Below are 4,968 nucleotides of genomic sequence, written 5' to 3'. Positions count from 1 at the left end.
CCCGTGCACTGGGCCGTCCTCGACGTCGCCGACGGTCCCGGCGCCCGCCCCGACCCGCACTGCCTCGAAGCGGCCGGCCGCCTGCGCAACGCGGGCATCCGCGTCCTCGGCCGCCTCGACGCCCTGTACGGGACCCGCTCCCACGAGACCCGCACCTGCGGCGAGACGGTCTCCGACGCCCAGCGCTACATCGACTGGTACCAGGTCGACGGCTTCCTCCTGGACCGCTGCCCGACCGAACGCGCCGCACTGCCCGGGGTCCGCCGCACCGTCACCACGCTCCGCGCGCTGCGTGACGATGCCCACATCGTCCTCGGCCACGGCGCCCACCCCTACCCGGGCTACGCCGAGAACGCCGACCAGCTGGTCACCTTCTCCGGCCCCTGGAGCGACTACCGCTGGTCGCAGGTGGCCGAGTGGACCGCCGACTACCCGCCCGACCGCTTCTGCCACCTCGTCCACGGTGTGCCCGGCCCGCACCTGGAGGAGGCGCTGCGGATCGCCCGCTGGCAGGGCGCCGCCACGATCTGGTTCACCGACCGCACGGATCGCGGCGGCCGCATCGACCCCTGGGAGACCATGCCCGGCTACTGGGACGAAATCGTCTCGCGGATCGGAACGGGTGTCTCGGAATGAAGAAGCCCATGGCAGTGTTACGAGGAGAACAACCGTAGTGATTGACCGACCAACGGAGTCCCCGTGTCGCTGCCACCCCTGGTCGAGCCAGCCTCTGAGCTCACCGTAGACGAGGTCCGCAGGTACTCCCGCCACCTGATCATCCCCGACGTGGGGATGGACGGGCAGAAGCGGCTGAAGAACGCCAAGGTGCTCTGTGTGGGCGCCGGCGGCCTGGGTTCGCCGGCGCTGATGTACCTGGCCGCGGCGGGCGTCGGCACGCTCGGCATCGTGGAGTTCGACGAGGTCGACGAGTCGAACCTGCAGCGCCAGATCATCCACAGCCAGGCCGACATCGGCCGCTCCAAGGCCGAGTCCGCGCGCGACTCCGTCCTCGGCATCAACCCGTACGTGAACGTGATCCTTCACGAGGAGCGGCTCGAGGCCGACAACGTGATGGACATCTTCAGCCAGTACGACCTGATCGTCGACGGCACCGACAACTTCGCGACCCGCTACCTGGTCAACGACGCGTGCGTGCTGCTCAACAAGCCGTACGTGTGGGGCTCGATCTACCGCTTCGACGGCCAGGCCTCCGTCTTCTGGTCCGAGCACGGTCCCTGCTACCGCTGCCTCTACCCGGAGCCCCCGCCGCCGGGCATGGTCCCCTCCTGCGCCGAGGGCGGCGTGCTGGGCGTGCTGTGCGCGTCCATCGGTTCCATCCAGGTCACCGAGGCCATCAAGGTCCTCACCGGCACGGGTGAGCCCCTGGTCGGCCGTCTGATGATCTACGACGCCCTGGAGATGCAGTACCGCCAGGTCAAGGTCCGCAAGGACCCGAACTGCGCGGTCTGCGGCGAGAACCCGACCGTCACCGAGCTCATCGACTACGAGGCCTTCTGCGGTGTCGTGTCCGAGGAGGCCCAGGAGGCGGCCGCCGGCGCGACGATCACTCCCAAGCAGCTCAAGGAGTGGATCGACGACGGCGAGAACATCGAGATCATCGACGTCCGCGAGATCAACGAGTACGAGATCGTCTCCATCCCGGGCGCCAGGCTGATCCCGAAGAACGAGTTCCTCATGGGCACCGCCCTGGAGGGCCTCCCGCAGGACAAGAAGATCGTCCTGCACTGCAAGACGGGTGTCCGCAGTGCGGAAGTCCTCGCCGTCCTGAAGTCCGCGGGCTTCTCCGACGCCGTGCACGTCGGTGGCGGTGTGATCGGCTGGGTCAACCAGATCGAGCCGCACAAGCCGGTCTACTAGGCGCACGCCTTCCCGGAAGGGGCTCGGCACCTCGTGTGCCGGGCCCCTTTCCGTCACCGGCGCCGGGCGCAGACCTTGCCGTCCTTCGGCACCGTGCCCTTCAGCAGGTACGCGTTCACCGTGGAGTCCACGCAGTCGCTCCCGTTGCCGTACGCCCCGTGTCCCTCGCCCTTCCAGGTGAGCTCCACCCCGACCCCCTTGCCCAGCTCGTCCGCCATCCGCCGGGCGCCCTCGTAGGGGGTCGCCGGGTCGCCCGTGTTGCCGATCACCAGCACCGGTGCCGCACCGGGCGCGCTCACCTCCGGTGTCTCGTACTGCCCGGGGACCGGCCAGTCGTGGCACCAGCCCGCCGCGTCCCAGCCGAGGAAGGGCCCGAACACGGGGGAGATCCTCTCGAACTCGGGCAGCAGCCTCTTCGCCTGCGCGAGTGTGGGCCGCTGCTTGTCGTCCAAGCACGATATGACTCGTTGTGCCTGCGGGAGCAGGCCGTAGCGCCCCGAGGGGTCCCGTTCGTTGTATTCGTCGGCGAGCGCCAGCAGTTCGGAGCCGTCCCCCTGCTCGGCCGTGTCGAGAGCGCTGGTCAGGGACGGCCAGCTGTCCTCGCGGTACAACGGCCAGACGATGCCGGTGAACGCGAGCACCTGGGTCAGCTTCCTGCCGGAGTACGTGTCCAGCGGTTCCGCGTCGATCCGGTCCAGCAGGTTCGTGATCCTCCGGGTGCCCTTCTCGGGGTCCTGGCCGGTGGCGGTGAGGTAGTTGTCGAGCGCGCGTTGGAAGCCCCGGGCCTGGTTCTCGCGGTGCGCCACCGCGTCGGCACTCGGGTCGACGACCGCGTCGAGCACCAGCCGCCCCACGTTCTCCGGGAACAGGTGGGCGTAGACCCCGCCGAGTTCGGTGCCGTACGAGATGCCGAAGTAGTGCAGCTCGGTGTCGCCGAGGACCTGGCGCATCAGGTCCATGTCGCGCGCGGTGTCGGTGGTCGAGACGTGTGCCAGCAGCCGGCCCGCGTCCTTCTCGCAGCCCCGGGCGAAGTCGGTGGCGTCCTTGAGGTACGCGCGTTCCTCGGCCGGGGTGTCCGGGGTGGCGTCCACCGCCTCGGCCGCCTGCGTCTGCCGGTCGCCGCGGCACCGGACGCCCTCGCTGGCGCCGACCCCGCGCGGGTCCCAGCTCACCAGGTCGTACCGCTCGCGCAGCAGGGAAACAGTGGCGGCGTACCCGGGCAGGCCGGCGATGCCCGAAGCGCCGGGGCCGCCGAAGTTGAACAGGAGCGAGCCGATGCGGTCGCCGCCGCGCGCCCGGGAACGGATCAGCGCGAGGTCGATCGTGTCGCCGCCAGGCCTCGACCAGTCGAGCGGCACCTTCAACGTCGCGCACTGCCAGTCGCTGCCGGGCGCGGAGGAGTCCGCGGTGGCCTTGCAGCGCTCCCAGTCGAGCTTCTGCGCAGTGAGCGACGCCGGCAGCGCCTTCGCGCCGGTCGCGGTCGGCCTGGCGCTGCCCGATCGCTTCTCGCCCCCGCCGTCCCCGGACGAACCGCCACTGCATCCGGCCGCCAGCAGCGCGGCCGCGGCGGTCACGGCCGCCCACTGTACGAAACGCCCCATTCCGGTCCCCCTCCCCAGCCGTCCGTGACGGGCCACGAACGTCGGTCCGGCCATGGTAGGCCGATCGCACGACACCCGTCCGCCCCTGTGGATAACCCTCTGACCAGCAGGTTTCAACGGAATGTGGGGCGGCCGTGCGCTACGAGCAGACGGTCCCGGCCGCCGGTACCTTCCCGTTGAGGAGATAGCCGTCCACGGCGTCCCGGACGCACTTGTTCTTGCTGTCGTACGCCCCGTGCCCCTGCCCCTTGTACGTCAGCTCGACGCCGACGCCCGCGCCGAGGGCCTGCACCATCTTCCGCGCGCCCTCGTACGGGGTCGCCGGGTCCCCGGTGTTGCCCACGACCAGGATCGGTGCCGAGCCGGGGGCGCTCACGTCGGGATGGTCGGAGGCTCCCGGCACGGCCCAGTCGGTGCAGGTGACCATCGACCAGGCCATGAAGTCGCCGAACAGCGGCGAGGCGGCACGGAACTCGGGCAGCTTCCGCTCGACCTGCGCGGGGGTGTACCGGGGCTTGTCGTCGGCGCAGTTGATGGAGATGTTGGCCGCGGCGATGTTGCTGTACTCGCCGTTCTCGCTGCGCCCGTTCATCGAGTCGGAGAGCAGCATCAGAACGCTGCCGTCACCGTCGTACGCCTGCTGCAGGCCCTCGGTCAGGTACTCCCAGAAGTCCTTCGAGTACAGGGCCTGTGCGATGCCGTTGGTCGCGGCGGTCTGGGTCAGGACCCGCTGCCCGATGCCGGGGATCGGATTCCGGTCCAGGTCGGCCAGCAGTTTCGCGATGCGGTTCCTGACGTCCTGCGCGGTGTCGCCGACGGGGCAGTCGGTGGGCTGCGAGGTGCAGTTCTCGGCGTAGTTGTCGAGCGCGAGCTGGAAGCCCTCGGCCTGTCCGAGCGACCCCTGTTCGCTGTTCTGCGTCGGGTCGACGACCGCGTCGAAGACCGCGCGGCCCACGCGCTTGGGAAACAGGTGGGCGTAGACGCCGCCGAGTTCGGTGCCGTACGAGATGCCGAAGTAGTACAGCTTGTCGTCGCCCAGGACCTGGCGCATCAGGTCCATGTCGCGGGCGGCGTCCGTCGTGCGCACATGCGGCAGCATCTTCTCGGAGTTGTCCTCGCAGGCCGCGTTGAAGTCCTTGGTGTTGTTCAGCAGCGTGGCGCGTTCGGCGGAGTCGTCGGGGGTCGCGTCCTGCTCGAAGTACACGTCGAGCTGAAGGTCGTTCAGGCACTCCACCGGGGCGCTGCGGCCGACCCCACGGGGGTCGAAGCTCACCAGGTCGTAGCGGGTGCGCAGTTTCGCGTAGTCCGAGCCGAAGGCGGGCAGCGTCGTGACGCCCGAACCGCCGGGGCCGCCGAAGTTGAAGACCAGGGAGCCGATCCGCTTGTCCTCGGCACCGCTGGCCCTGGCCCGGATCAGCGCGATGCCGATCGTGTCGCCCTTGGGCTCGGCCCAGTCGAGGGGGGCTTTGAGGGTGGCGCACTGCCACTC

At 69.9% G+C, this 4,968-nt stretch carries 4 protein-coding genes; 2 read left to right on the top strand and 2 right to left on the bottom strand.

Annotated features, from left to right (window positions below; translation table 11 throughout):
* Both EHS43_RS37250 and moeZ read left to right on the top strand, forming a co-directional pair.
* On the top strand, nt 1-636 hold a 636-nt coding region (locus EHS43_RS37250), incomplete at its 5' end, for a spherulation-specific family 4 protein (protein ID WP_125195045.1).
* A gap of 63 nt (nt 637-699) precedes the next feature.
* A complete protein-coding gene (moeZ, locus tag EHS43_RS37245) occupies nt 700-1,878 on the top strand; it encodes an adenylyltransferase/sulfurtransferase MoeZ (protein ID WP_125195044.1) in 1,179 nt (392 codons plus the stop codon).
* A 53-nt stretch (nt 1,879-1,931) separates the two neighbouring features.
* On the opposite strand, the gene EHS43_RS37240 is transcribed toward moeZ, so the two are convergent.
* Both EHS43_RS37240 and EHS43_RS37235 read right to left on the bottom strand, forming a co-directional pair.
* On the bottom strand, nt 1,932-3,479 hold the full coding sequence (locus EHS43_RS37240; RefSeq protein WP_125195043.1) for an alpha/beta hydrolase: 1,548 nt from the start codon (nt 3,477-3,479) through the stop codon (nt 1,932-1,934).
* A gap of 139 nt (nt 3,480-3,618) precedes the next feature.
* On the bottom strand, nt 3,619-4,968 hold a 1,350-nt coding region (locus EHS43_RS37235; RefSeq protein WP_148104189.1), incomplete at its 5' end, for an alpha/beta hydrolase.

The organism is Streptomyces sp. RP5T (genome assembly GCF_003933965.1).
Classification (GTDB): domain Bacteria; phylum Actinomycetota; class Actinomycetes; order Streptomycetales; family Streptomycetaceae; genus Streptomyces.
The sequence above is the reverse complement of the archived record's forward strand: the minus strand, read 5'-3'. Positions and strand labels throughout refer to the sequence as shown.